Annotated in this window: 30 protein-coding genes and 2 tRNA genes; 12 read left to right on the top strand and 20 right to left on the bottom strand. The window is 67.1% G+C overall.

What is annotated here, in order from left to right:
* Nucleotide 1 precedes the first annotated feature (1 nt).
* Genes ACAM57_RS23690 through ACAM57_RS23675 form a run of 4 tightly spaced genes read left to right on the top strand, consistent with a single transcriptional unit; the run spans nt 2 to nt 2547 of the window.
* Complete coding sequence (locus ACAM57_RS23690; RefSeq protein WP_369659180.1) at nt 2-754, top strand: SDR family NAD(P)-dependent oxidoreductase; 753 nt, start codon at nt 2-4, stop codon at nt 752-754.
* A 52-nt stretch (nt 755-806) separates the two neighbouring features.
* Nucleotides 807-1583: an SDR family NAD(P)-dependent oxidoreductase gene (locus ACAM57_RS23685; protein ID WP_369659179.1), complete on the top strand. Its 777-nt coding sequence runs from the start codon at nt 807-809 to the stop codon at nt 1581-1583.
* On the top strand, nt 1580-2110 hold the full coding sequence (locus ACAM57_RS23680; protein WP_126022784.1) for a MarR family winged helix-turn-helix transcriptional regulator: 531 nt from the start codon (nt 1580-1582) through the stop codon (nt 2108-2110). The genes ACAM57_RS23685 and ACAM57_RS23680 overlap by 4 nt, the downstream gene beginning before the upstream one ends.
* Before the next feature lie 2 nt (nt 2111-2112).
* The gene (locus tag ACAM57_RS23675) at nt 2113-2547 is read left to right on the top strand and encodes a thioesterase family protein (protein ID WP_184635692.1); all 435 of its coding nucleotides are present in this window, start codon (nt 2113-2115) and stop codon (nt 2545-2547) included.
* Between the two features lie 7 nt (nt 2548-2554).
* Here ACAM57_RS23675 and ACAM57_RS23670 read toward each other — a convergent pair whose 3' ends face one another.
* Nucleotides 2555-2947 (bottom strand): hypothetical protein, encoded by a 393-nt coding sequence (locus ACAM57_RS23670; protein WP_369659178.1) that lies wholly within the window; start codon nt 2945-2947, stop codon nt 2555-2557.
* Between the two features lie 154 nt (nt 2948-3101).
* Between ACAM57_RS23670 and ACAM57_RS23665 the strand changes: the two genes are divergently transcribed.
* The 5 genes from ACAM57_RS23665 to ACAM57_RS23645 all read left to right on the top strand — a co-directional run bounded on the left by ACAM57_RS23665 (nt 3102) and on the right by ACAM57_RS23645 (nt 4723).
* Nucleotides 3102-3305 (top strand): hypothetical protein, encoded by a 204-nt coding sequence (locus ACAM57_RS23665; protein WP_184635694.1) that lies wholly within the window; start codon nt 3102-3104, stop codon nt 3303-3305.
* Between the two features lie 376 nt (nt 3306-3681).
* Nucleotides 3682-3758, top strand: a tRNA-Arg gene (locus ACAM57_RS23660).
* A gap of 38 nt (nt 3759-3796) precedes the next feature.
* Complete coding sequence (locus tag ACAM57_RS23655; RefSeq protein WP_126022788.1) at nt 3797-3997, top strand: short-chain dehydrogenase; 201 nt, start codon at nt 3797-3799, stop codon at nt 3995-3997.
* 31 nt (nt 3998-4028) lie between these two features.
* Nucleotides 4029-4102, top strand: a tRNA-His gene (locus ACAM57_RS23650).
* Nucleotides 4103-4159: 57 nt separating this feature from the next.
* The gene (locus tag ACAM57_RS23645; protein WP_369659177.1) at nt 4160-4723 is read left to right on the top strand and encodes an HNH endonuclease; all 564 of its coding nucleotides are present in this window, start codon (nt 4160-4162) and stop codon (nt 4721-4723) included.
* 97 nt (nt 4724-4820) lie between these two features.
* Here the strand turns inward: ACAM57_RS23645 and ACAM57_RS23640 are convergent, their stop codons facing one another.
* Complete coding sequence (locus ACAM57_RS23640) at nt 4821-4997, bottom strand: hypothetical protein (RefSeq protein ID WP_165909637.1); 177 nt, start codon at nt 4995-4997, stop codon at nt 4821-4823.
* Between the two features lie 263 nt (nt 4998-5260).
* Between ACAM57_RS23640 and ACAM57_RS23635 the strand changes: the two genes are divergently transcribed.
* Nucleotides 5261-5698: a hypothetical protein gene (locus ACAM57_RS23635; protein ID WP_369659176.1), complete on the top strand. Its 438-nt coding sequence runs from the start codon at nt 5261-5263 to the stop codon at nt 5696-5698.
* Nucleotides 5699-5974: 276 nt separating this feature from the next.
* Here ACAM57_RS23635 and ACAM57_RS23630 read toward each other — a convergent pair whose 3' ends face one another.
* The 11 genes from ACAM57_RS23630 to ACAM57_RS23580 are packed head-to-tail and all read right to left on the bottom strand — an operon-like array spanning nt 5975 to nt 12937.
* The gene (locus ACAM57_RS23630; protein ID WP_369659175.1) at nt 5975-7051 is read right to left on the bottom strand and encodes a tyrosine-type recombinase/integrase; all 1077 of its coding nucleotides are present in this window, start codon (nt 7049-7051) and stop codon (nt 5975-5977) included.
* Nucleotides 7026-7310, bottom strand: a complete 285-nt coding sequence (locus tag ACAM57_RS23625) for a hypothetical protein (RefSeq protein ID WP_369659174.1) — start codon at nt 7308-7310, stop codon at nt 7026-7028. Before ACAM57_RS23625 ends, ACAM57_RS23630 begins: the two co-directional genes overlap by 26 nt.
* Nucleotides 7307-8038, bottom strand: a complete 732-nt coding sequence (locus ACAM57_RS23620; protein WP_369659173.1) for a hypothetical protein — start codon at nt 8036-8038, stop codon at nt 7307-7309. The genes ACAM57_RS23625 and ACAM57_RS23620 overlap by 4 nt, the downstream gene beginning before the upstream one ends.
* Nucleotides 8035-8703, bottom strand: a complete 669-nt coding sequence (locus ACAM57_RS23615; RefSeq protein WP_369659172.1) for a J domain-containing protein — start codon at nt 8701-8703, stop codon at nt 8035-8037. Before ACAM57_RS23615 ends, ACAM57_RS23620 begins: the two co-directional genes overlap by 4 nt.
* Nucleotides 8700-9164 (bottom strand): hypothetical protein, encoded by a 465-nt coding sequence (locus tag ACAM57_RS23610; RefSeq protein WP_369659171.1) that lies wholly within the window; start codon nt 9162-9164, stop codon nt 8700-8702. The genes ACAM57_RS23615 and ACAM57_RS23610 overlap by 4 nt, the downstream gene beginning before the upstream one ends.
* A 3-nt stretch (nt 9165-9167) precedes the next feature.
* Complete coding sequence (locus ACAM57_RS23605) at nt 9168-10370, bottom strand: hypothetical protein (protein ID WP_369659170.1); 1203 nt, start codon at nt 10368-10370, stop codon at nt 9168-9170.
* 2 nt (nt 10371-10372) lie between these two features.
* Nucleotides 10373-10597, bottom strand: coding sequence for a hypothetical protein (locus ACAM57_RS23600; RefSeq protein ID WP_369659169.1), 225 nt, complete (start codon nt 10595-10597; stop codon nt 10373-10375).
* Nucleotides 10594-10929, bottom strand: coding sequence for an ASCH domain-containing protein (locus tag ACAM57_RS23595; RefSeq protein ID WP_369659168.1), 336 nt, complete (start codon nt 10927-10929; stop codon nt 10594-10596). Before ACAM57_RS23595 ends, ACAM57_RS23600 begins: the two co-directional genes overlap by 4 nt.
* Nucleotides 10916-11875, bottom strand: coding sequence for a phage Gp37/Gp68 family protein (locus ACAM57_RS23590; RefSeq protein WP_369659167.1), 960 nt, complete (start codon nt 11873-11875; stop codon nt 10916-10918). Before ACAM57_RS23590 ends, ACAM57_RS23595 begins: the two co-directional genes overlap by 14 nt.
* The gene (locus tag ACAM57_RS23585; protein ID WP_369659166.1) at nt 11865-12071 is read right to left on the bottom strand and encodes a hypothetical protein; all 207 of its coding nucleotides are present in this window, start codon (nt 12069-12071) and stop codon (nt 11865-11867) included. Before ACAM57_RS23585 ends, ACAM57_RS23590 begins: the two co-directional genes overlap by 11 nt.
* The gene (locus tag ACAM57_RS23580; protein ID WP_369659165.1) at nt 12068-12937 is read right to left on the bottom strand and encodes a hypothetical protein; all 870 of its coding nucleotides are present in this window, start codon (nt 12935-12937) and stop codon (nt 12068-12070) included. Before ACAM57_RS23580 ends, ACAM57_RS23585 begins: the two co-directional genes overlap by 4 nt.
* Nucleotides 12938-12966: 29 nt before the next feature.
* Here ACAM57_RS23580 and ACAM57_RS23575 point away from each other — a divergent pair, with 29 nt between their 5' ends.
* Both ACAM57_RS23575 and ACAM57_RS23570 read left to right on the top strand, forming a co-directional pair.
* A complete protein-coding gene (locus tag ACAM57_RS23575) occupies nt 12967-13185 on the top strand; it encodes a hypothetical protein (protein ID WP_369659164.1) in 219 nt (72 codons plus the stop codon).
* A 6-nt stretch (nt 13186-13191) separates the two neighbouring features.
* A complete protein-coding gene (locus ACAM57_RS23570; RefSeq protein WP_369659163.1) occupies nt 13192-13431 on the top strand; it encodes a hypothetical protein in 240 nt (79 codons plus the stop codon).
* A 2-nt stretch (nt 13432-13433) separates the two neighbouring features.
* Here the strand turns inward: ACAM57_RS23570 and ACAM57_RS23565 are convergent, their stop codons facing one another.
* From ACAM57_RS23565 to ACAM57_RS23535, 7 genes are all read right to left on the bottom strand, one after another.
* Nucleotides 13434-15335 carry a DNA cytosine methyltransferase gene (locus ACAM57_RS23565; RefSeq protein WP_369659162.1) on the bottom strand — a complete coding sequence of 634 codons (1902 nt, stop codon included), beginning with the start codon at nt 15333-15335 and terminating at the stop codon, nt 13434-13436.
* On the bottom strand, nt 15332-15499 hold the full coding sequence (locus ACAM57_RS23560) for a hypothetical protein (protein ID WP_369659161.1): 168 nt from the start codon (nt 15497-15499) through the stop codon (nt 15332-15334). The genes ACAM57_RS23565 and ACAM57_RS23560 overlap by 4 nt, the downstream gene beginning before the upstream one ends.
* A gap of 6 nt (nt 15500-15505) precedes the next feature.
* Nucleotides 15506-16243: a hypothetical protein gene (locus ACAM57_RS23555; RefSeq protein ID WP_369659160.1), complete on the bottom strand. Its 738-nt coding sequence runs from the start codon at nt 16241-16243 to the stop codon at nt 15506-15508.
* Nucleotides 16244-16359: 116 nt separating this feature from the next.
* Nucleotides 16360-16599, bottom strand: coding sequence for a hypothetical protein (locus ACAM57_RS23550; protein WP_369659159.1), 240 nt, complete (start codon nt 16597-16599; stop codon nt 16360-16362).
* A gap of 1 nt (nt 16600) precedes the next feature.
* Nucleotides 16601-17218: an exonuclease domain-containing protein gene (locus tag ACAM57_RS23545; RefSeq protein ID WP_369659158.1), complete on the bottom strand. Its 618-nt coding sequence runs from the start codon at nt 17216-17218 to the stop codon at nt 16601-16603.
* Entirely contained in the window at nt 17215-18972 is a 1758-nt protein-coding gene (locus ACAM57_RS23540) for an AAA family ATPase (protein WP_369659157.1), read from the bottom strand. Before ACAM57_RS23540 ends, ACAM57_RS23545 begins: the two co-directional genes overlap by 4 nt.
* Nucleotides 18973-18983: 11 nt before the next feature.
* Nucleotides 18984-20237, bottom strand: coding sequence for a hypothetical protein (locus ACAM57_RS23535; protein WP_369659156.1), 1254 nt, complete (start codon nt 20235-20237; stop codon nt 18984-18986).
* Nucleotides 20238-20252: the final 15 nt, after the last annotated feature.

The raw sequence follows: 20252 nt of genomic DNA, 5'->3' as shown, positions 1-20252 counted from the left end.
CATGACGAACGGTGCGCCGCAGCTTCCTCTTTCCGGGCGCGTGGCGTTCGTGACGGGGGCGGGGCAGGGCTTGGGGGCGGCCATCGCGAGAGGGCTGGCGCAGGCGGGGGCGCGGGTGGCTCTGGCCGACATCGAGCTTCCGGCGGTCGAGGCTGTGGCGAGCGAGATCGGCGGGCTCGCGCTGGGGCTGGATGTGCGCGACGAGACTGCGTTCGGCGCGTGCTTCGGCGGTGCCGTGGCGCATTTCGGCTGCGTCGACATCATGGTCAACAACGCGGCGCGCACGCCGTCTACCTCCCTCTGGGACATCACGACCGAGGAGTGGGACGACGTGCTGGCCATCAACCTGCGCGGCGCCTTCTTCGGCTGCCGCATCGCGGGGCGCCACATGCGCGAGCGGGGCGAGGGGCGCATCGTCAACCTGAGTTCGATGGCCGGGCAGCAGGCCAGCAGCGCTACTGGCGTGCACTACGCGGCGAGCAAGGCAGGGCTGCTCGCGCTGACGCGGTCGTTCGCGCAGGAGCTGGCGCCTCATGGCGTGACGGTGAATGCGCTGGCGCCGGCGGCGATCCGCAGCCCTGCGCTCGACGCCATGGCGCCTGCGCGCCAGCACGCGTTGCAGGCGGGCATTCCGCTCGGCCGCTTCGGGCTGGCCGAGGAGGTGGCTGCGGCCGTGGTTTATCTCGCTTCTCCTGCGGCGGCCTTCATGACCGGCGCGACGCTGGATCTCAACGGCGGCCGTTTCATGCGCTGACAGCCTTGCCGGGCCGCTCGGCTAAAATGGTTCAGAACTAAATCATTCAGGTATGGACTCAAATTCACTGACTGGCCGGCACGCACTCGTCACGGGCGCGGCGCGCGGCATCGGGGCGGAGATCGCCCGCACGCTGGCTGCCGAAGGCGCCACTCTGACCTTACTGGGACGTGACCGCGAGGCGCTGCAGCGGGTGGCGGATTCGCTGGCCGGCAGCGGGCACGGCGTTGTCGCCGCGGACGTGGCGAACCCTGAGGCCGTGCAGGCGGCGTTCGCCGAAGCCCGTGCCGCGCGTGGGCCCGTCACCGTGCTAGTCAACAACGCGGGGGCGGCGGAGAGTGCGCCGTTTCTCAAGACATCGTTCGAACTCTGGCAGCGGATGCTGTCGGTCAACCTCACCGGCAGCTTCCTGTGCGCGCAGGCCGCGCTGCCGGACATGCTCGATGCCGGCTGGGGGCGCATCGTCAACATCGCCAGCACGGCGGGCCAGAAGGGCTATGCCTATGTGGCGGCCTACACGGCGGCCAAGCATGGCGTAGTCGGGCTCACGCGCTCGCTGGCGCTGGAAGTGGCACGCAAGGGCGTCACCGTGAACGCTGTGTGCCCTGGCTACACCGACACCGATATCCTGCGCAACAGCGTCGCCAACGTGGTCGGCAAGACCGGGCGCAGCGAGGCCGATGCGCTTGCGGAGTTCTCCAGCGTGAATCCGCAGAAGCGCATCGTGCAGCCCGCCGAAGTGGCCGACGCCGTGCGCTGGCTGTGCGGCGAGGGCGCCGCGTCGGTCACTGGGCAGTCGATTTCGGTTTCAGGGGGAGAAGTGACATGACACGCAACGACGCGTCGCACGCAGTGCTGAGCGATGCGGAAGAACTGGGCCACGAGGCGCGCGCCGGCCACGACGACCATGCCGTGCTCAAGCTGTGGCTGCGCATGCTGGCCAGCACCACGCAGATCGAGTCCGAGATCCGTCGCCGGCTGCGCGAGCGCTTCGGCATCTCGCTGGCGCGCTTCGACTACATGGCGCAGCTCTATCGCTACAAGGACGGCCTGAAGATGCGCGTGCTGTCGCGCTACCTGATGGTGACCGGCGGCAACGTCACCGGCCTGACGGACGAACTCGAGCGCGAAGGCATGGTTGCCCGTGCGCCCAGCCCCGACGACCGCCGCGCATGGATCGTGAGCCTCACGCCCACTGGGCGCCGCACTTTCGAGACCATGGCGAGCGAGCACGAGCAGTGGATCCTGGAAATGTTCTCGGGGCTCGACATGAAGACCGTCAAGCAGCTGCACACGCAGCTCGGCCTGCTGCGCGTGCATGTGATGCGCGGCGAGCCCGCGAGCGAGGAGGGCTGAGCATGGCCGAGGACAGCGAGTTCTGCAGGCCGCGGCTGATCCGCTTCTCGGACTGCGATCCGGCGGGCATCGTCTTCTATCCGCAGTACTTCGTGATGCTCAACGGCCTCGTCGAAGACTGGGTCAACGAAGGCCTGGGCCTCAGCTACCACGGGCTGGTGGCGCAGCGCCGCATCGGCCTGCCCACGGTGAAGCTGGAGGTCGATTTCCGCGCGGTGAGCCGCATGGGCGACCAGGTGATGCTGGGGCTGGCCGTGGAGCGCCTCGGCTCCCGCTCGATGACCCTGCGGGTGCGCTGCTTCGAGCCGGTGGGCGGCGAGGTGCGCATGCAGATGCAGCAGGTGCTGGTGACTACGTCGCTGGAGACCCATCGGGCCGTTGCCATTCCGGACGACATGCGCGCTGCCATCCTGCGCAACGCGCCCGCGCTGGGCTGAGCCGTCTTCAGGGTGCGGGCTCGTTGCCGCCGGCGTCCTGCGCGCGCTTCTTCAGCCAGCCGCTGAGCTCCTTCTTTCCCTTGGCGTTGGCCGATCGCCATGCCTCGCGCGCCGCTGCGATGAAGCGCTCCTCAGCGGCATCCGGCACTTCGCTGTGCCGGTCTTCCTCGTCGAGCCAGCCCAGCTCGACGCCGCAGTGCCTTTCGATCTGCCTCGCCAGGTTGTCGCCGATGGGGCGGGAGCTCTTGATCTGGCTCCACATGCTGGGGGAAATCTCGATCTTCTTCGCGAACGCCTGGTCCAGCCCCTTGGCTGGCAAGCCTGCGGCAACGGCCTCTTCGAGAAAGCGGCGGTGCAGCGCAAGCGCATTGCGGCGGCGCGCGACGGTGATATTGGGCACTGTTCAAAAACAACAACAAGACAAAAAAAGATTGTCCCGGTTGTTGACGCCGCCGTAAACACTATTTACAGTTGCCTTCGCTCGCGGCTCCAAGCCGTACCATTTTTCCAACCCCTAACGGCCGACAGCGGCAATTTTTGACTCAGGAACCATCGTGAACACCGCACTGATCCTCACCAGCATTCGTCCCGCATCGGGCCGATCGCTCGTGCGCGTCTGGGCGTGCGGTGGTTTCGACGGCATGCCGTCGATCCGATCGAACCAGCACCAGAGCCACGTGTATTCCACGAAAGCCGCAGCCAGCCTGCGTTTTGGAAAAACCGAGGATCAGGTGCTACCGGGTGGAGGTTGCGCATAGGCGCACACCTTCCAAGCTCTCTCGTTCAGAGGCCCGGAAACCGCAAGGTTCCGGGCCTTTTTGTTTTGTCGTGCAGTTTTCTGTTTGCCATTTCGGGTGTGCCTTCACCACACCGCCAGAGCCCACCGCGTAGACGGTCTGGCGGGATGTGCAGGAATTGATCACTCCTGTGCAGCGACGTCGTACGGGACAGCGCCAGTGCGTTGTCCGTCGCGTGAGGACACAACCGAAATGGAAAGCGGACAGCCGTTCCAAGCACGACGACATCACCGAACCCGAGCGGGACAGGGCCATGCAGATGGTCCTCCCGCGGAAACCGGCCGCAAAGATTGGGCGGCGCCGGAACTCGTAACCGGACACTTTTTTCTTTTTGCCACCCGCGTTAGCTCAATGGATCAGAGCACTTGCCTACGAAGCAAGGGGTTGCACGTTCGAGTCGTGCACGTGGGGCCAGTTTCTTTGTCCTGCTGTCACACAACCGAGGAGTCACCATGCGCAAGCGCAATACCCCGATCCGGATGATCACCGTGCGCCCGGCGCAGCCGCGCGAGCGCACCACGATGCTGGCCTTGGTCCGGCGCTTCGGTTTCATCGCCGGTGCACGCGGCGCGAACCAGGAAGCGCCGGGTCGCGAGCTGCAGTCCGACGGCCTCGATCTCGACCAACGCGTTCGCGCGGTCGGCGAGTGGTGATCGGCCTCTCACCGATCGTCACTTCTTCATGGTGCGCGTAGCTCAATGGCAGAGCCGCGGGTTGTGGTCCCGCTGAAGACGGTTCGATTCCGTTCGCGCACCCCATGGCTTCGCTCCTTCATTCATCAACCACGCAACCATCGCCGCGAAAGGAGGCGATTCATGCACCCTCACGTCCTGCAACTCGACATTCAGGGCACGCCGCAAGCCTGGATTTCGCTGGAGCAGGCGGTGTTGCACTACGCGACCGGCTCGGTCGCCTGGGAAGACGGCAACCAGCCGCTGGCCACGCTGCGCGGCGGTTTCAACGTGGTGCGCGGCGTGCAGTCGCGCATCGATGTCGCGCCGATCATCGCGCTGCGCGGCGCGTCGAAGATCAACCTCTTCGAAGTGATTCCGAGCGTCACCAAGACCAAGCTGCTGCGCCGCGACCGCCACACCTGCGCCTACTGTGCGGGCGTCTTCCACGAGCGCGACCTGCAATGCGAGCACGTGCTGCCCGAATCGCGCGGAGGCCCATGGACCTGGACCAACCTCGTGAGCGCATGCGCCGCCTGCAACAACCGCAAAGCAGCGCGCACGCCGGAGGAGGCGGGCATGCCGCTGGTCTACCTGCCGTATGTGCCAAGCCGCTACGAGAACTTCCTGCTGGAAGGCCGCAACATCCGTGCGGACGTGCACGAATGGCTGGCGAAGCGTTTGCCCAAGGGTTCGCGGCTTCAGTAGGTTCGGGGCTGTGATGAGCTTCCTGTCCCGCCGCGCCCATGAAAAAAGCCCGCTGTCCTTCGGACGGCGGGCTTTGGTTCGTGGCGAAGACTGCCTTTCAGCGCCCGATACCGAAGAAGCGGTAAGCGATCACGCCTGCTGCAGCCAGACCGCCGACGATCGCCAGAATGACTTTGGTTGCACGGCCCGTGCCGCGCTTCGAACGGGGCCAGTGATCCGGCCCGATCAGGTCGATGGGGACGGTGGGTTTACCTATGTCGGACGCCTTTTCCATGGGCGGAAATATAGCTCACGCCCGAAAGCACGGTCCGGGGCGGGGCGCATTCCGTGGCTGTCGTGCGTCGCTGCGGAGGTTGCGGCGAGCCGGGCAAAAAAAATACCCGCATGAGCGGGCCGAACGAGCCGTCTGGCTTCGAAGTTGATGTCCCTGTGTCTTTCTTTGTTGTTGCGCTGCGTGACAGCAAGTGCAAGATGCCACGCCAGATGGGCGCCGTTTGCAGCTTTGGGGCAAGCTGCTTGTAGCTGATGGAGTAAATCGTGAAATATTCCCTTATGAACAAGAAAATCATCCTCGAAAGTTTGACGCGTGCGCTGGAGAGCTGGGTTCGCAATGCTTCTGCAGCACAGCTCTGGCAGGTGCATCAGGCTGGCGGCCTCGGTGCGCTGATCGAGGCAGACGACGAGGTCGTGCAGGTGCGCATTCTTCTTGGCGGCGCACGCGATGCGTTGTCGGAGCTTGGCAAGACCGATGGGCGATTGCCTGTCACCGAGGCCTTTCTGGGCACTGCTGCATGGGGAGCACCGCCGGCGCAAGGGAGCCCGGATCGTGAGCAGTGGTTCCTGTCGAGCGAACTGGCGCAGGCGCATGCCCGCCAATACCTGGCGGCGGAAGTGGGCGAGCGAAAGGATCTGCTGGAGCGCTGCGTCGACGACTGGATTGCGCGGAAGGGCGCCGCTTCCAGCTCTGGTTCGTGACCGGGCGCGAGCCAGCAAAGAAAAAGCCTCCTCAGGGAAGATCTTGAGGAGGCTTTGACGAAAAAATAGCGCGGAGACCGCGCTATTTTGGTGTTGGTGGTGGGCCCTGAGTGACTCGAACACTCGACCTACGGATTAAGAGGCCAGCGGTAAGACCGGGCGCCAAGCCGCGCCGGCTCTCGTATCCGGCGGCCGGTTGTCTCCTATTCGCCGTTGTGGCGGCTCGGCAGCTCCCTCGGAGAAAAAACCGGAAAGTACTGGATATGAGAACAGTATCTAGAGCATTGCGACCTGGTTGGGAGTGGCCGTTTCGGACCATCTGGCCTTGATGTATTTCTCGGTCGTGGCCTTGTCGGCATGGCCGCACAGCAGCTGGATCTGCTCGATGGGAACGCCGGCGCGCCACATGTCGGTGGCGCCCTTGCCCTTGAGGTCCCGGAACCCGAAACTCGGGATCGGCGGCAGCTTCTTCGCCTCCCGCTTCGCGTTGATCCTGGCCAACTGGGCGGTCAGCATCGAATGGATGCCGCCATAGGTGTAGGCCTTCCCGTCGCGGTTGTGCACGATGGGCTGATGCAGCACCGGCACCTTGCCGATGGCCTGGTCGATCAGGTGGGCCAGATCCGGGGTCAGCTTGATTTTCAGCTGCACCCCGGTCTTGTGCTGGCGGTGCTTGATCACGCGGTCGCCGTTCTCGTCGCGGGTCACGTTGGCAGCGGTCCATTTCAGGATGTCGCTCTCCGGACGCTGCAGCGTTCGGTAGGTGAGCTCCATGAGCAGCCGGATCGACTTGCCCGAGTTGGCGTGCACGATGCGATATTCCTCGTGGGTGACGTAGCGCTCGCGCTTGCTCTCGGGGTTGCTCTGGGTGCCTGAGACCTGCATGCAGGGATTCACCAGCAGGCCGGTCGGGTGAGTGCGCAGCAACCAGCTGAACATGCTCGACAGGCAGGCCTTCTCCCGGTTGGCGCGCACCGGCCGGCCGGCGCGCGCGTGTAGTTCGAGGTAGCCCTGCACGATCTTGGGTGTGACGCTCTCCGGCAGCATCGAACCGAAGTAGATCTTCAGGTTCACTGTGTTGTCGGTGTAGTCGTCGAGGGTCCGCTGCGACAGCGTCTTCGCCTTCACCCGCTTCTCGCAGTCGACTAGGAAGAGGTCGAGCCAGTACCCGACCGTGCCGTAGACGCCCGAGGGGTCGTTGTACAGCGCGGCGCGGGTCTTGGCGGTCTTGATGTCGGTGCCGACACGCTCCCAGCGGCCATCGCGGTGGCGGTAGTAGAAGGCGCCATGCTTGAAGGCCAGCCGGGTGCCGGCCAGGCCCAGCGGGTCACCGTCCTTGCGCTTTCTGCCCATTCTTTTTCCTGTTCTGAAGGTGCTCCATCATCCCGAGCACGTTGGGAGCGTTTTGCGGTGTCGCCGGCGGCGCGCCGAAGCGCTCGGCGCCGAGCACGCGCTCGAATTCGGACCGTGCGACGAGGGGCCGGCCGTTGGGCTTTTCGTGGACCTGCAGCTTCAGCACCTTCGAGAGGTAGCGGCGCTGGGCGCTCGGCAGCTTCAACGGCTCGCAGATCTCGTCGATCTCGGCCTGCGAGAGGAAGGGCAGGCTGCTCATAGGGCCTCCACGGTGGCATTGGCCTGTTCGCGGGCGCTGCCGAGGTGGGCCCGGCAGACCGACTTTTCTGAGAAGTACGGCCACTTGTCGTCGGGCCGGACCGCGGGCTTGCCGCAACGGGCGCAGCGCTCGATCAGGCGCTTCTGCCGGCGGGCATCGGCCAGCAGCATCGGCTCCAGGCCGCTGAAGTCATCGGTGGCAGCCAAGCACTCGTCGTCGAGCAGCGCGCGGAAGCCGGCGCGCACGCGCGGCGCACCGTAGTAGTCGCCTGCGGCGAGGCTGTCGACGCCGCGCTGCAGCAGCGCCACAGCTTCCCGATCGCGCGGCCGCTCGAAGGAGCCGACGAAGGCGGCGATCCGCGGCGCCCGGTCTTCGGTCCAGTGCTCGCAGAAGTCCCAAAGCCGCACGATGTCGCCGCGCTGCAACTTGATGCTGTGCACCTTGCGCGCGCCGGGCTTCGCCGAGGCCCAGGCCTGCACGGTGCTGAAGCCGTCGTTTAGCGCCACCAGGTAGACCCAGCCGGTGCAGTCGCGATGGCTGTCGACGTTGGGCGCCCAACCGTACAGCTCGCAGGCGCGTGTGTTCTCGGTGCCGACGACCTGCATCGCGGCATCGGCCTTCCTGGTCAGCAGCATGGCGTTGGCCAATGCCTCGTGTGCAAAGCGGTGCTCCAGCGCGGCCGCCGGGATCTCGATGTGGCCGATGACGGCGAGGGATGCCGGGGTCATCGGCTCTGCACCCATTGCATGGCCTCATCGCGGGCCTGGTTGAGTTCTGCCATGCGCGCGGTGTCGCCGCCGGCGCGGTCGGGGTGGTAGCGGCTCGCCAGGCGCTGGTAGGCGCTTCGGATGTCGTCTTCGGTCGGCAGCAGCAGGTCCTGCAGCTCGAGCACGACCTGCCAGTCCCGCTTCATGCCGGCGACGATGGGCGCCGGCAGGGCGGAGAAGCCGGTGAAAGCCCGCTCTAGCACCACAGCGCCGCCGTGTCGCTCGATCGCGCGCATGGCTTCGATGGTGGCCGCCAGCGCGGCGATGTTCTGCTCGACCTTCGTGTAGCGGTCGATGGCCATGCAGCGCGGTGCGCCGCGGCTGTGGCGTTCTGTCCAGTAGACGGCGGCGCCGGGGTCGGCCGGCTGGGCCTGATCGCTGCGCGGCAGCCCGTCCAGCCGCAGCTTCAGGTTCGTGCTCAGCACCAGGTCATCGCTGCAGACACCGAGGCGGCCGAGCTCCTCGCGCAGACGCTGCGTGGCCTCTGCGATGGAGATGTCCTGCACCGAGCGCCAGCTGCCGACCTTGGATTGCTTCGTGGTGCCGAAGCGGCCAAAGGTGCGCGAGTCGACGGCGGTGCGCTTCCAGCCGGGAGGCCATGCGAGAGGATGGGCGGTGATGGTCATGGTGCTGGCGTCTCCCCGATGGCCGCGTCCACCATGTGCGCGGCCGCGGCGGCAGCGCGTTCAGAGAAGCGCAGTTCGAAGACACGCTTCTGCTCATCCGTCCAGAGCTCCGGGTCTTCGGCAATGATCTCCCGGCCCAGCTTCAGCAGGTCCAGCACGCGGCGAGCGTCTGTCTTGCCCAGACCGGGCTCGATCGCTTCCGCGCCTGCCTCCTGGGCGTCGTGGTAGTTGATCAAGCACTCCAGCCCCAGCAGATCGGCGAGGACCGCGCGCTGCTCGTGCGTGTCCAGCACCTGGGCCGGCGCGGGCGTCGGCGACCATCCTGCGCCTTCGAGCGCGAAGTAGAGTCGGGAGGACACGTCCTGCAGGCGGTTGCCCAGCGGAGCGCTGTCGTTGTGGATGATGCGACGCAGGTCTTCGATTTGTGCGCGCGTGAGCGATACGGTTTCTTGTTCGGCCATTGCTCAGTTCTCCCGGTAGTCGATGGTGATGTTCTTGCCGCAGTCGGGGCAGACGTAGTAGTCCCGCTCGCCATCCGAACTGCCGCCGTTGTCGATCAGTGAGCGTTTCGTGGTGCAGCTCTCGGTGGTGATGTAGCCGCCGTTCCAGTGAACTTTGGCGGTGCATTTCTTCGGATCGGGGCGCGGCTGTTGCGCGGCCTCCACCGACGCGATCGCGCCGCCGCAGGCCAGTACTCCGTCGGTGGCATCGAGCGCTTTGGCCTCGGCCTCCAGCATGTCCGGCCAGAGGATGCGGGGCCCGGGCGTCCCGGCCAGTACCTGCCGCGCGAACGCCCATGCGAGGGGCTTGCGGCGCGCGTACTCGTCCCCGAGGTCGGCCAGCTCTTGAATGCTGCCGGCCTCGTACCCTTCAAGGCGCCCCTTCAGGTCCTTGCACTCGACCAGTTCGCGGAGAGCGACAAAGGCTGGCTCCGCCGGCGTGCTGTTCGGTGCGGCCGGCAGCGGCGAGTGCTTCGGTTTCGCCGCCTGCTTGGCGCGGATCCTGGCCACCATGTCAGGAGCGCTGATGCGCGCCAGCTCGGTCTCGCCCTCGGCGTGCATGTCGAGGCCCTGCGCCTCGCACAGCGCGGCCAGCGTGACCATGACGCCGCCGACCTCCTGCCCCTTCTCGCCGGCCGGGCGGCCGAAGGTGTAGTCGACCAGCTGGTGCGCCTCGCTCGCGGTGCAGCCGCAGGCTTGGACCAGCTCCAACGCCTCTTCGAGGAAACGGTGGTTGCGCTCCGTGCGATCGCCGGCAATGGACTCGCCGAAGCACTCCAGCAGCCATGGGCGAACTCGCTGCTGGAACGCCTCGGGGTGCTCAGCGATGGCGGCATCGAGATCGTGACGTGCTGCATTGCGGCGACCAATCAGCGTAAAGTAGTCTTCACCGTTGATGCCTTGGTGCTCTCGGTTGTCGAGTGCGTCTTGTGCTTCAAGGAACGCTTCCACAGCATCCATGACGGGCCCGGTCGTTTCGCTGGAAGCGGGTGCAGTCGCCTCCTGCGTCGGCGCCGGGGCGGTGAGTCGCGCTGCAGCCGAGGACAGCAGATCTCGCGCATGGCCGCCGAGACCGTGCGGGCGCAGCGCGCCGGCGGCATCGAGGCTCAACAGCGCTTCGATGCTGCGGATGAGGTGCGGGGTGTCGCCGCGGAAGGTGTCGTTCATGGTCAGTCGTTCCAGGTGACACAGCCCGCGGTAGAGCAGCGGCCTGTGGTGCGGCCGTCGATCGCGCTGGCGGTGTAGTTGAGGTTGCCGCCGCACTTCGTGCAGCGAATGGTTCCGCGCTCGGACTGAGCCGGGCGGAAGGTCGGAGGCTGGCAGTGCTGGGAGCGCACCGCCGCCTGCGCGCGCGCCACCGCGCTGGAGAAGGCGCCGAAGCCGGGGCGGGTCATGCGGCCACCCGAATGGCGAACACCGACACGGGCGTGGGGCCGAAGTGCGGGTGCGTGATCGTCTTGATGGTGTAGCCGCGCCACGGCAGCACGAGGCGCCGGGCGTGGTCGTTGCGTGCGGGGTAGCCCAGCGTGAGGACGATGCGGTCGTAGACGCCGAAAGGCGACGGCAGGCGCTTCGTCCAGTACTCGTTGCAGAGCCGGTACTCCTCGGTCTTGATGCCATCACGGATGGCCTCGAAGTACTCGCGCTTGAGCGAGAGGTGCAATGCGCGCTCCGGCACCACGTGGACACGCAGCGGCACAGTGCTGACCGCGTCAGGCGGCGCCATGGCGGGCCTCCTCGGGGAACTGGTCCCAGGTGCGGCCGTCCAGAAAGCGGCCGGATGTCTTCTTGCCGAAGCGTTGCAGCGGTTCGTCCAGGGAGTTCGGCGTTGCGAGCAGAGCACCGTCGACGCGCCCTCGGCCATACGGGCCCCACTCACCCCATTGCTTGAAGAAGAAAGCAACCCCAGCGGCCACGCACTGATCTCGAAGGCTGCGTGCCCAGTCGGGATGCATCGGCCGCGCGCCGTGGCCACTCTCACCGCCGACGATCACCCAGTCGATGAACCGCTGGCCGTGCTGCGACGTTCCTTCGATCGGCGCGATGAGCTGGCGATCGATCTCTATCGCCCCCAGCAGAGGCTCCAGGCTGAGGTAGCGCACCGCGGCCGGGATGCCGACGAGGTGGGGAAGCCGCTCGTCGAGCCGGCGCTGATCTTCGGCGCTCGCTCCGATCCAGACGTTCGGAAGCGGCAGGCCTGACCACGCGGCAACGGGGTTGCCGGTCCGTCGCAGATTGATCTGTCCGACCTGCTGACCGATCAAGGCCTCGCGCACCGGATGCGCGAAGTACTCTGCCGCGCGCTTCGCCTGTTTCGTCAGCACCTGGAAGGTATGGCGCCCGGCCAGCGCCATGACGGCGAAGACCTGGTCGATCCATTCATCCGGCACCGAGGGGTGGAAGAGATCGCCGTGCGCGCAGACGAAGATCATGCGCGCGCGCATCCATTGCAGCGGCTGCTCCAGCCACTCGGCATTGAACCGGGTTTCGCCCGTCCACACCGGGCCCGCGGCGCTCTCCTGCGTCAGGCCGGCGCGGCTGGGGTGGTGACGCAGGCGCGTGCCGGCCAGCTTCATTGCGTAGCAGTTCTTGCAGCCCGGGCTCTGCACGCTGCACCCCGTCACCGGGTTCCAGGTGGCGTCGGTCCACTCGATCTTGGTGTCAGCTGCCATGGCGGGCCTCCCGGATGTCGAAGGCCATGTCATAGGAGCCCATCGCCGGCGGCATGCGCGGCACGAGGGTGATCGTGACCACGAGGCCGCGCGCACGGGCAACGTCGATAAGCTGCTGGGCATGCATCTGCACGGCCTGGATCTCTTTGGCGCGCACGCGGTCGGGGGAGGTGTCGAGGAAGTCGGTGTGCATCATTCGTCTCCTGCGTGCTGCAGCGCCTTCTGCACGTCGCCCGAGAGTTGCTGGTCGGAGGCTTCGGCGAACAGGCGGCCGTAGCTCCACGAGGTATCCCGGAACACGCGGCCGTCTTCGAAGCCATCGAGGCACGACAGCACGTCGTTCGCGATGTCCTTGTCCTCGGTGGTCTCGATCTGGAAGGCGTCGAGGGCATTGCGCACGCGGTACGGGCCCTCGCTCCAGTCGCCGCGCGTGAGCTGCATGGCTGCGGCGAGATTGAGGCGCTGATCCTTGGCGCGCAGAGCGTCGAGCACGTCCGACCAGGTCGACTCGAGCGGCAGCTGGTAGCGCAGCAGCATCGCGGCCAGTTCCATGTCGGCCTTGCGCTTCTCCACCAGCGCTGCGGCCTCGCGCTCGCGCTTTGCATCCGCCTGCTTCGCTTCCTCTTCGGCGCGTGCGGCGTAGGCGTCGTATTCCTTCTTCAGGCGCTCGTAGGCGCTGGTGGCGTGCTCAAAACTGTCTGTCGTCGGGCAGTGCCGCCGCAGGTCGCCGATGTAGCCTGCAGCGTGGGTGATCGTCTTGGGATAGCGGGCCCTGGACTTCGTGTCGCGCTCGCTGTACGACTTCGGCATGCCGATCTCGGTCATGAGTGCCTCGACGCGCGCAGCCACGGCCTTGTTCGCCTCGATGGCCGGCAGGTTCTTCTCGTGCGTGGCTACGTCACGGGCGCGGGCCTCTTCGAGCTGGCGCAGCGCGTGCGCCGCCACGGCGCGCGGATTCTCTTGCTGATAGCGACCCACGTGGGAGGCGTAGCTCGAGGGGCTGGCCATGCACTTGCCGATGGCGCCGCAGGGCTCGACGGGCTGGATGGTGATAGAGGTCAAAATGCGGCTCCTAACTACTGGAGGCAGACATGGACAAGCCCGAACCGACGGAACTGCGGATCGAGATGGAGAAGGGCGCCCGCCGCGCTGTGCTGGTGCTCAAGAAGTACGCCGAAGACGCTTACACCATCGCCGCGATCGAGCGAAAGGGCTTGCCGCCGCTCTCCGACGACGACAACACCTACCAGGACGTACCGAAGGCGATCGAGGCCGGAACGAAGATCTGGTACGGCACGCTTCCGGACTGAGCGGCGATGGCCAAGCCGACCCGCACCGCCCAGCAGCTGCAGCAGATGCTGATCCAGCGCATTGAAAACCTGCCTGGCATTCGAGGGCAGCAGACGGACGTTCACCGAGGTGGTGTCATCGGCATCCCGGCGGAGGAGAGCGGCCCGAACTGGACGGTGCGCATCGTCAGCGACCGAGGCGCGCACCGAGCCGACATCGCGCAAATCATCCGCACGCTGCAGGGGCAGTTCGATCTTGAGGACTGACATCACTGCGCCCCCGGCATCGTGAGAGCCATCGCAACGTCCCTCACCCAGATCGGCTGGGCCGACAGCATGAAGGTCTCGCCGCTCATCGCCAGCAGCAGCGTGGTGCCCATCACCTCGGCAATCGCGCACGCAGCATCGCTGGGCACGGCATTGCCGATCCGCTCGCGCCAGGCCTGATCGCTCAGCCCGTCCAGCTCGAAGCGCTCCTCGGGGTCGAACAGCGACTGCAGCGCGGCCAGTTCCAGCGTCGTGAAGGGGCGATGCCATGTGCCGTCCAGCGCCTGGATGCGGCAGACGACCTTATCCCCCGGTGCCGGCATAGGGCGCGGGTCCGCCACGCTCCAGCGGCCGTTGTCGTGCGCTGCAGCCGCGCTGACGGCGCCAGCTGGGCCTTCCCACCGCGTGACGCCGTAGTGACCGGCCGTGAGGTAGTTGTCGCCCTTGGCGCGCTGCATTCCGCTTCGGGGATCGGCAACGGCAAAGGCGCCTTGACCGGTGGTGCTGCCGCTGATGACGGTACCGGCCGGCTCGTCGTATGCCGTGACCGAGTACTTCGCGAACGGCAGACCTGGCTGCCGAGGATCTGCGACGGCGGTGCCGCCAGCAGAAGGGCCTGTGCCAGCCGTGACCGTCGTGCCCGGCTTGCCCCAATGCACCACGCGGAACACGTTGTTATGGCGCACGCCGCCGGCGCGCGGGTCCGCGACCGCATAGGCCCCTTGGCCTGGGTTTTGCTGGCCGCCGATCGTGCCCATAGGGGCGTCCCAACGGCGCACGCCGTAGGCCTGGCCATCGGTCCACTTCGTCGACTGCTCGAAGCGTGGATCGGCCACAGCGAACTTTCCGTTCGAGGGCAGCGACTCGCCTGCCACTGCGCCGCTGGGCGCGTCCCACACGGTGACGCCGTAGCCGGCGGCGTAGAGCTGCTGGCGCGGGTCGGCCACCGAGAAGGAACCGTTGTGCGGCCGGCTGGCGCCGGCGACCACGCCGCTCGGCTCCGTCCACTCGCGCACGCCCAGCGCGCCGTTGTGCATGTCGGGCACGATCAGGTAGTCGCGCAGGTGGCCGTTCTCGACGGCCAGCTTGTTCAGGCTGCGCCAGTCGCTGCCGGCCTCGACGAAGGCTAGACGAACCCAGGTCTTCCACTGCAGCGCCGGGATGCGATGCATCGGGCCCGCGCGGAGGTCGCCGGGCATCAGCATCTTGCCGAGCACGTCGCCGACGGCGCGCAGCGGGCGCTTCTCGGGCTCGTAAAGAAACGGCGGCACCTTCTCGATGTGCCGCGCCACCAGCAGGAAGCGCTTGCGGCTCTGTGCCAGGCCACCGAGTTCGCCGCAATCGTGCGTCGTCTCGGCCACGGCGTAGCCGTAGCTGCGCAGCAGGTCGACGATCTGGTCGAGCAGGTGCCGGCCGCGCGTGGCGATGCGCGGCACGTTCTCGAAGACGAACAGCTCCGGCGGATCGTCCCTCCAGGCCTCCAGCATCAGCCAGACGCCGCGCAGCGTCAGGCGGTTCAGGGCCTGGTACTTGTCGGTCTTGCTCTTGCCCTCGGACAGCAGCCCGCTGAAGCCCTTGCAGGGCGCGGAGAGGAAGACGATGTGCGGCCGCTCGTGGCCGGCGGCGCGGTAGATGTCGGCCGGCATGGCCTCGGTCCAGCCTGCCGGCGGTGGCCGGCCGTGGAAGGCCTCGAACTGGCTGCGATCGAAGAGATCCAGCACCGTGCCGGTGGCGTTGGCCAGTCGGTTGAAGTCGCGGATGGCGGCGGCGTCCACGTCGATGCCACCAATGCAGCGGAACTTCGCCTGCAGGTTGCCGACGCGCGGGTTCGCCTTGTTGAAGCCGCGCGCGCCACCGCCGAGGCCGACGAAGGCATGGAAGTGCCGGATCTCTACGGTCTTCATGCCGGTGCGCCCTCGCTGATGGCCAAGGCATCACGCACGGAATCGACCGGGATGCTGAGCGACTGTGCGGCGGCGCGCATGGCCAGCTCTCGATCCGAGCTGAGCTCCAGGGCGCGCTCGAAGGCGCACTGGATCTTTTCGATGGTGAGAATCTCGAAGTCCATCGGGTATCAGGCCTTCGACTCTTCCGTGAAGACCTCTTCGGCGGTCTTCGCGGTGTTGGCCTTGCGGCGGCTTGCGGGCGCCGCGGCCGTGCTGCCGGGCGGGTCGTTCGGGAAGGGCCATGCACCTTCGCCGTCGCCTTGCGGCTGCGCGGCGGGCGCGCTGGCCGGCGGCGTCGCGGCGCCTTGGCGCTGCTCTTCCCCGTCGTCGAGCTGCTGCTGGCGGACCTCTGGCTCCAGCAGCTTCAGCGGCACCTCGCGGCTTTTGAGCATGGCGAGCTCGGCCAGCACCAGCTTCGGCACGTCGACCATCTCGATGCTCCACCAGGTCGCCACGGTGCCGCCCTGCTTGGCCTGGAAGCGCCAGTTCTCGAGCGACGCATCCGTGATCGGGAGGTTCGACTTGCCGCCGACGCCGTGATCGATCTCGCCGGTGTAGCCCGTGAGCTTCTCGGTCCACGGCACCTTCTTGATGTGGCGCGCCATGGAGGTCAGGTGCGGGAGGTCGCTGATTTCCTCGACTCCCGGCAAGGTCTGGCGCTTGTCCTTGGCGCTGCCGCCCGCAGCCTCGGTCTTCGTGAACAGGGCGGTGCGCAGCGCGGGATCGAACGCTGCGAGCGCGTAGTTCGGAAGGTCGGCCTGCACGTTGAGGCGCACGCCCGGGTTCGCGCCCGGCGGCCGGTTCTTCTGGCTCAGCAGGTGGACATCGAGCACCTTGACCTTCGTGAACTCGGGGAGAGAAAACATGGAGTAGCTCCTGTGGTTGAAGAAAAGAAAGAAGGCGCCGCTTGCGCGGGCCGGCAGGGAAAACGTGGTCTGGAGGAGGGAGGGAGCCCGGCCGGCTGGTGTCGCCCGAAAAATGGTCAGAACGGCATGTAGTCGTCGGGGTCCGGCTCCGGTCGCTTCAGCAGCGTGACGGCCTGGACCGGTGCATCCGCGGTGCGGCGCAGCTCCGTGGCCTGCAGCACGTAGAACGACTGGCCGGGATTGATCGCTGCCAGGCGCTCGGCCTCGTCAGCGGCGTCCTTTGCGCTGTGGTGCTGGTACTGGGGAGGGCGGTGACCCTCCGGATTCCAGACCAGCCAGAACTCGAGGTTGTCCATGTCAGGCCGCGGCGAGTTCGGTGTTGCGGCTGGTGGCCGCGAAATAGACCTCCTGGCAGGCCCGGACGTCGACGATGGCGCTGTGGGCGCCTTCGAGCTTCTTGCCGGTGAAGAACTCGTAGGCCTCGCCCAGGTTGGCGCTCTTGTGCTTGAAGAAGCCGGCCCGCTTCATCTTGTCCGTGGGCGGCAGCTTCAGGATCGGCGTGCTGATCAGTTGCGTGCATTCCGCGGTGCCGGCCTTCCAGTCGTCGGCCGTGGCCTCGTCCAGGAATCGCATGCAGGCGATGCGCGCGATCCGGGCATCGAAGGTCTCGTTGTGCCCGATGCGGACATCTGCGCGGCGCCACATCGCGAGCAGCATGCGCAGCGCGAGGTGCTCGGGGATGCCGACGTCCAGCGCCATCTCGCTGGTGATGCCGTGGATGGCGGCGGTGTCGGCGGGAATCGACCAGCCGTCGGGCTTCACGATGACATCGAGCGTGCTGAAAACGCGCCGCGTCTCCAGGTCGACCAGTTCGGCGCCGACCTGCACGAAGTGCGGCTGGCCGGGGTGCTCGCTCGGTTCCTTGAAGAGCGGGAGCGACTGGGTTTCGAAGTCGTAGAAGAGGGCGAGTTTCATGCTGCTTCTTTGAGCTGGCCGACGTGGCCGTTGTTGATCCACTCCGCGGCAACAGTGGCCGGCAGATCCGAGGGCAGCGCCTTCAGCGTGCCGAAGAGGAGGGCGGTTTCGATCTCGCCGTTCTGGGCGAGGACATCGAGCCAGGCCAGCAGATCGCCGCGGCCCTGGGCGTCGAGCACGTCGAAGCGGTCGAGCACCAGCAGCTTCACGCCGGACTGGAAGCTGATGGCCTCGGCCACCATTGCATCGACGCGCCAGCGCTCGGACTCGCTCAGCAGCGCGTACGGGCGCGCGCCGCCGCTGGGCGTCATGCAGGTGATCGACATGTCGGCATCGATGCCCACACGCAGCCACTCCGCATCGACTGCGCTTTGCTGCAGCCGCGTGTTGATCGGCTCCAGCGCCTCGGCCAGCATCTGGCCGGGGATGCCGTCGGGTGCGAGATCCACCGCGATGGCATCCCAGGCCGCCACCTCAGCGTGGTAGCCAGCGGCAGTGGCGGTCTTCGCGGCCGCTTCCTTGTTGGCGCGCGCGACGGCCTCCAGCTTCTCCACCGCAGTCGCGGCACCGGCGCGCGTCTGCTTCAGCGCCGCCAGGGCCTGCGAAGCCGCATCGAGGTCGGACTGCTTCGGTGCTGCGGGCTGATCGCCTTCGGTGAGAGCCTTGAGCTCCGCGTCCGCGGCGCGAGCCGCTTCGAGGTCGCGCTTGTCGTTGGCCACGGCGGAACGCAGCAGGTCGCGGGAGCGCACCATCGCGGGCAGCGCCGCGGCTGCTTCCTCGTCGCGCACGCCAGCGGGCGCTTCGTAGGCCCGCAGTTCCTTGCCGACGAGTTCCACATGGCCGCTGCAGTGCGGGCAGGTCATCGGTTGCGTCGGTGCGGCGCCGGCGGCCTTGGCCTCGGTCTCCCGCACGCGCGCTTCCCATTCGGCGAGATCCTTCTCGTCGGCGGCCAGCTTGGCGGTCACTCGCTCGAGCCGGTCGGCGGGCTCGCGCAGCGCTTCGATGCGTGCTTCCCGCGTGGTGTGCGCCCGCATGTCGGCCTGCAGCGCACCCAGCGCCTGATGGCTGCTGGCGATCTGCGAATCGATTTCGGCGAGGCGCTGCTGGGCCTTGGCCAGCGCCGTCGGGTCGGTGGCTACCTCGGGCGCCTTCCAGCTCGCGGCCTTCACCGCGCCGTAGGTTTCGCCGGTCAATGCGCGCCAGGAGCCTTTCGCTTCGGTCGCCTTCGCCTTGGCCTCGGTGCACGCCGCCTCGAAGCCGGCGCGCAGCATCGGGGCGACGCGATCGACTCGCGCCTTGTCGTGGCCCTTGTCGATCAGGCGCTGGGACACCGTGTCGGGCGTGATCCTGATGCCCATGAGGCCGAACAGGAACGTGCGCCGAGCCTTGTCGTCCATGCTGCTGAAGCGCTGGGCGTCGAGCACGTAGGGCAGCGCTGCAGGCACCGTGAAGCCCTTGGACTGCGAGGCCTTGCCGGTGGGCAACACGATGCTTGCGGTTTCCACCTCGGGGCCGCGGCCAGCGATCGAGACCTCGGCGAAGCCGACCTTCTGGCCCTCGTTGACCAGCGCGCCGTACTCCTTCTTCAGGCCGACGCGCACGGCCTCGCCCGTGAGCGCCATGCGGATGGCCTCCTGCAGGCTGCTCTTGCCGGCGTAGTTGCTGCCGCCGAAGAGGGTGATGGGCTTGTCCAGCGCGACATCGGCGCGGCGGACGCCGAGGAAGTTCTCGGCCGTGATGTGGGTGATCTTCATGGTGGTGGTGCTCAGTCGATGGAGGGGGTGGTGCCGCGGGCGCGACGGCTGGTGGGCGCGAATGCAGGAGCCGGCGGCGCGCCGGCTGGGGCTTCGAGCTCGGCGGCGCGGCGCTGGTAGACATCCGAGAGCACGGCGCGCTGCTCATCGGTGGGGTTGAGCGCACGCAGGCTGTCCATGGCGGCATCCAGGGAGTCCTGGTCCTTGCAGGCGCCCAGCTTCTCTGCGAAGGCATCGACGTCAAGGCCGCTGGCCTTCGCGTCCGCGGGTGCGGCGCTGCTGGTGGTGGCCCCTGCCTCGGTGGTATCGGCCGCTGCTGGTGTGGCAGCGGGCTCTTCCTGCTCCGGGTCGATGCCGTTCTTCTGCATGACCTCGGCGGCCGCGCTAGCGGCGACGCCGCTGCGGAGGTCCTCGGTGCTGGTGACGCGCACGGAGTCCTGGTCGAGGTCGATCACGACGGCGTCCTGCATCTCCTCGGTCGTGCGGCCCATGCCCATCACGATGTCGGGCGCGTGGATGTTCCCGAAGAAGCTGCCGGCCCGGTACTGAAGCATCAGGTGCTTCATCTCGGTCTGCCACTTCGAGCCGGCCTTGCCGTACCAGCCTTCCTCGACCGCGAGCTTCATGCTGACGGGCGCCGACTCGATCACCGGCAGCTTCAGGGCCTTCGCGTCGGCCAGCGTGCGCACGTTCGGCGGGAACGCCATGTTCCCCGGCAGCGCCCAGGCGACGCATTCGAGGTTCTCGACCTCGACCGTGATGTCCTTGAAGTCGTAGCGCCGGTTCTCGCGGTTCCAGCCCTGCTTTTCCTTGTAGGTGGCCTTGATGACACCCTTGTTGACGACATCGAAGCGCAGGGGCGTGAAGCGCTTGCTGGCGTTGATCGCTGCGATCTTGTACTGGCCCGACCACGTGAGCCGGCCCTCGATCACGTTGGCGTTCTGCATCACCGCTGTGATGCTCATGCCGACAGCGCGGGCGGTCTCGATCGCTACAAGGCAATTGCCCAAGGCGTTTGTGTTCTCCACATAGTCGATGCCGCCGCCCGGCAGCTTCTTCTCGACCCACTGTCGAAAGGCGACGGGCACGGCGTTCGACGTGGAGAACGCTTGCGCGATGCGCTGTGCCAGCGCGAAGCCGCGCGACGAAAACAGATCCACGACCTGATCGGCGGGCTCCTGAGCGGCCGCAACCTGGTGCTGGCGCAGCTGCTGGATGGTGGCGGTGTTCGCGGCCGGAGCCGCTGCGGTTGCAGTTGCAGACATGGCTTTCCTTCTGGG

It is taken from the genome of Variovorax sp. V15, assembly GCF_041154425.1.
GTDB classification, from domain to species: Bacteria; Pseudomonadota; Gammaproteobacteria; order Burkholderiales; family Burkholderiaceae_C; genus Variovorax; species Variovorax guangxiensis.
Note: the sequence above shows the minus strand (reverse complement) of the source record. Positions and strands in the feature narration are given on the sequence as shown.